Below are 4,330 nucleotides of genomic sequence, written 5' to 3' on the forward strand. Positions count from 1 at the left end.
ATTTATATTCAGAACGGCAAGGGGGCAGCGATTACGCTGGTCGGCCCCACTGTGACGATTAATAACGGCGCACTCACGGTGATTTGATATGCCAGGACCGATATTGCATGTAGGCGCAACCGTGTTATGTGCACACGGCGGGACAGCGACACCCACGGTGCCTAATCCGCGGGTATTGGTGAGTGGTCATCCGACGGTGCTGATGAGTACGGTTTATGCGATTGCCGGTTGTCCATTCAATGTATCAGGCAGCCCGGTCCCGTGTGTGACAGGTCAATGGGTCGTGGCGGCGACAAGAGTGACATCGAACGGCCAGCCACTGTTATTAATGGATAGCCAGGCTGTTTGTGCACCCAATGGAACACCGCTGATGCCGGTTACCGCGCAAACGCGGGTGATAGGGAGTTAACAATGACATTACATGTGCATTTTCCCCTACAGTTTGATGGTCAAGGTCGAACCCGTGACGCTGATGAAGCCCTGTGGATTCGGGGGTTAATCGAGCAGGTGCTATTTACTATGCCGGGTGAGCGAGTGATGCGACCTGATTTTGGCAGTGGCCTGCGTGAACTGGTATTTGCGCCGAATAGCCCTGAACTGGCCGCGACAATGCAGTTTCTCGTCCAAAGTGCGCTACAGCAATGGATGGCAGACCTGATCACGGTGGAGCGCGTTGAGATCTCTGCTATTGATGCGAGTTTATCGGTGAATATCAATTATGCGATCCGCCGTACCGGTAACCGCTATCAGGACACCTTTTTACAGGAAGCCGTACAAGGAGGTAGCGTATGATCTACACCTGTTGCGAAGAGACCCGCCGCGCAGCTGTTGAGGTTCATGCCACACTGAATGGGATCGACTGGCTTGAAGTGCTGGACCTGGATGCCCCTGCTGACAGCCCTCGTCAGCGAACCTTGATGATACGGTTATTGAAACCTGTTCCGTCAGGATTAACACCTGAGAATGTGCGGATTGAGGGAGGTGAGCGCATCCGCCATATCTCCGTTGAGTGGCTGGAAATTGCCAGTGAATCAGCTTTATCCCCCTTGATGACGTTGGCCGAACAAGCTTTTTTTACGGCCTTGTCGGACGCTGATCATGTGTTGCTGATACGTACCGGCAGCAGCGGTGACTTTTCCGGGTATCAGATGAAACTGGTGAGTGGTAGCAGCAATGATGCGCCGCTAACTGGCTTTGATCCACGCCTGTCGTCAATTGCTTTTACATTTAAAGTAGAGTGCCCCAGTGATTTTGATTGTGCTGACAACACGGATTGTCTGCAAGAACCCGCCAGTTCTCCTGCCATTAATTATCTGGCGCGAGATTTTTCCAGTTTACGACGCTTAGTTATTGATCGGATGAGCCGGCAGATGCCCGGCTGGCGCGACCGCAGTCCTGCTGATCTGGCAACGACATTAGCAGAACTTATCGCCTATGTTGGCGATATGCAGCACTACCATCTGGATGCCATTGCCACTGAAGCTTACCTGCATACTGCCCGTTTGCGCAGCAGTATACGTCGGCATGCGCTGCTGGTGGATTACCACATGCATGAAGGGTGTAATGCGCGAACATGGTTACATATTAATGTAAACGGAGGACCATTTTCTTTGCCACCGGATATACGTTTTTATACGCATGTACCGGGTGCGCCAATACATTTCTTGTCAGGCTCTGCAGAAGATCGTAAAGCGTTACAGTCGACACCCTTGGTGTTTGAGCCGATGCATGCCATCACGTTGCGGGCTGAGCACAATCAATTCGAATTCTATACATGGGGGGATGAACGTTGCTGCTTACCCATTGGGGCAACTCAGGCAACCTTGCGGGGGCACTGGCCGGATCTGGTTGAGGGTGATGTACTTATTTTTCGTGAAATCATAGGCGCGCTCAGTGGCACCACCGAAGATGCCGACCCTGCGCATCGACATGCGGTTCGGTTGGTGGCAGTGAATGCTTTTGATGGTACTGACCCGCTGCTAGATCCATTGCATGATATTGAGATAACCGAAATACGTTGGCATAGCGAGGATGCTCTGCCATTCCCGCTTTGTATCTCTTCGCAAACTGATCAGACGCACGATGATCTACTACTGAATAATGTCAGCCTTGCCTTTGGGAACAATGTCTTGGTTGATCATGGTGCCAGTATTATTGATGCACCGACTGAGCCTGTTCCCGCTGCTCAACTACATTATCCGACTGCCAGCTCTGGGGGAAGCAACAGCTGCAATAGGGAGAATCGCCAACCCTTGCCGCCACGTTTTAAACCGCGTCTTGCTCTGGGGCCGGTCACGTATCAGGGCCAGATAACAAAAACCGTTGTTGAGCAGGGTATTCGTCGCAGTATCCCGCTGCCGTTCGACCCTCAAGGCTCTGCTAAGTCAGCGTTTGAATGGCGCTGTGCGGATGCTGTACCTGTTGTCCGCTTGCATGATGGAAATCAATATTGGCATGCAAGTCGTGAGTTGTTATCTAACCATGCTACCGATAAAAACTTTGTACTCGAAAGCGAAAATGATGGGAGCACCCATGTGCGTTTCGGTGATGATGTTCATGGTCGCCGTCCGGATACTGGCATGGTTTTCACCCCCCATTATCGTGTCGGTAACGGCCCACAGGGTAATGTGGGTGCAGATAGCATTGTGCATGTGGTGAGCACTGAAACCCGTATTAATCGCGTTTCTAATTTACTGCCAGCGTACGGGGGGCTGACGGCCGAAACGATTCACGAGGTACGGCGGCATGCACCTTATGCATTTCGTACCCAGGAGCGCGCAGTAACACCTGCCGATTACGCCAGTGTCACTGAGCGATTGGATGGTGTTCAGCGGGCAGCGGCAAGCCTGCGCTGGACAGGAAGCTGGCATACGGTGTTCACCACCGTTGATCGTGACGGCGGTAAGCCGGTTAAGGAGGATGGTTTTGATAAATCGGTTATTGATCATCTGGATCGATACCGCATGGCAGGCCATGATCTGAAGGTCAATGAGCCACAACATGTATCGCTGGAAATCGATATGCTGGTGTGTGTTAACGCGCACTATTTTCGTAGTGATGTGCGTCGTGGTTTGTTGGATATTTTCAGCAGTGCTGTTCGCACGGATGGTTCTCCTGGCTTATTTCATCCTGATAATTTTAGTTTCGGCCAAACTGTTTATCTTAGTCCGTTGTATGCGGCGGCGAGACATGTCGCCGGTGTTGATTCTGTTCAGATCACTCGTTTTCAACGGCAGAATCAGGAAGATCTTAAACCCTTAGCGGATGGTTTTATGACGCTGGGTCGGTTTGAAATTGCACGTCTGGATAATAATCCCAACTTCCCCGAGCACGGCGTGCTGCGGCTTGAGCTGCACGGAGGAAAATGATGAACGGAGACAATAGTACAAAACCTGGTTGCGATTGCTGCAGTGGCGTTGATGCAGTCACTCCTTGTCGTATTGATAATCTGCCTGGGCTGACACAGTTTCCTTACCGGATAGGGCGTTATAGTGACTTTTTTGAGTCTATCCGGTCACGTCTGTCTAGTGTTGATAATCCGGCATTAGCAGCACTCACCACCCGAGAGAGTAGCGACTTTACGCTTGCCATCGCTGATGCATTGGCCTGCTCTCTGGATGTGCTGAGCTTTTATACCGAACGCTTTGCGCATGAACATTATCTGCGAACAGCGACTGAGCGTTTATCAGTGGGCGCGATGGCGCGCCTGATCGGCTATGAACTAGCGCCGGGTGTTGCCGCCAGTACTCATCTGGCATTTACGCTGCAAAGTGTGCCGGGCGTGTCTGCTAAGCCTATCGAAATCCCGGTTGGGACGCGTGTCCAGAGTGTGCCGGGACAAGATGAACAAGCACAAACATTTGAGACGGTTGCCCCGGCTGCGGCGCGTGCGCAATGGAATGCCATCAAGCTTCAACAGAGTGAGTTTCAACTGCCTGTCTTTGGTGACACACAGCTTTGGCTGGAGGGTATTGATAGTGGCTTGGCCGTCGGTGATTTGATCCTGATTGTGGGTGCTGAACACGAAGGTGCTCCACAGGGTGAGCGTTGGGATGTGCGGGTTATCACCCGGCTGAATATTGATATGCCACGGCAATTGACCTGTGTCGGTTGGCAACAGGCGCTAGGGCATAGTCGGCCATTTGTTCTGCCCGCGAGTGAAGGCGTACAGATCTATACGTTTCGCACGCGAGCGGCTGTTTTTGGCCATACCGCACCTGATTGGCGGGCATTGTCTGATGAGAGTAAAGCCGATTATATCGGTTTACTCAGTCCGGATGAGCTTATCCGGCCCGCAGATATAGAGGAGTGGCCTGATTTTAGCGTGCTG

Annotated in this window: 4 protein-coding genes; all 4 read left to right on the plus strand. The window is 52.0% G+C overall.

Going from position 1 to position 4,330, the window contains the following annotated elements; all coding sequences use genetic code 11:
• Window positions 1-88 precede the first annotated feature (88 nt).
• The gene (locus tag ABY436_RS19230; protein ID WP_372740541.1) at window positions 89-409 is read left to right on the plus strand and encodes a hypothetical protein; all 321 of its coding nucleotides are present in this window, start codon (window positions 89-91) and stop codon (window positions 407-409) included.
• 2 nt (window positions 410-411) lie between these two features.
• The gene (locus ABY436_RS19235) at window positions 412-792 is read left to right on the plus strand and encodes a GPW/gp25 family protein (RefSeq protein ID WP_372740542.1); all 381 of its coding nucleotides are present in this window, start codon (window positions 412-414) and stop codon (window positions 790-792) included.
• Window positions 789-3,368 carry a putative baseplate assembly protein gene (locus tag ABY436_RS19240; protein WP_372740543.1) on the plus strand — a complete coding sequence of 860 codons (2,580 nt, stop codon included), beginning with the start codon at window positions 789-791 and terminating at the stop codon, window positions 3,366-3,368. The genes ABY436_RS19235 and ABY436_RS19240 overlap by 4 nt, the downstream gene beginning before the upstream one ends.
• Window positions 3,365-4,330: hypothetical protein (locus ABY436_RS19245; RefSeq protein ID WP_372740544.1), on the plus strand; the 966-nt coding region annotated here is incomplete at its 3' end. The genes ABY436_RS19240 and ABY436_RS19245, both read left to right, overlap by 4 nt.

The sequence above is a fragment of the Neptunomonas sp. genome (assembly GCF_041601355.1).
In the GTDB taxonomy this organism is placed as follows: domain Bacteria; phylum Pseudomonadota; class Gammaproteobacteria; order Pseudomonadales; family Balneatricaceae; genus Neptunomonas.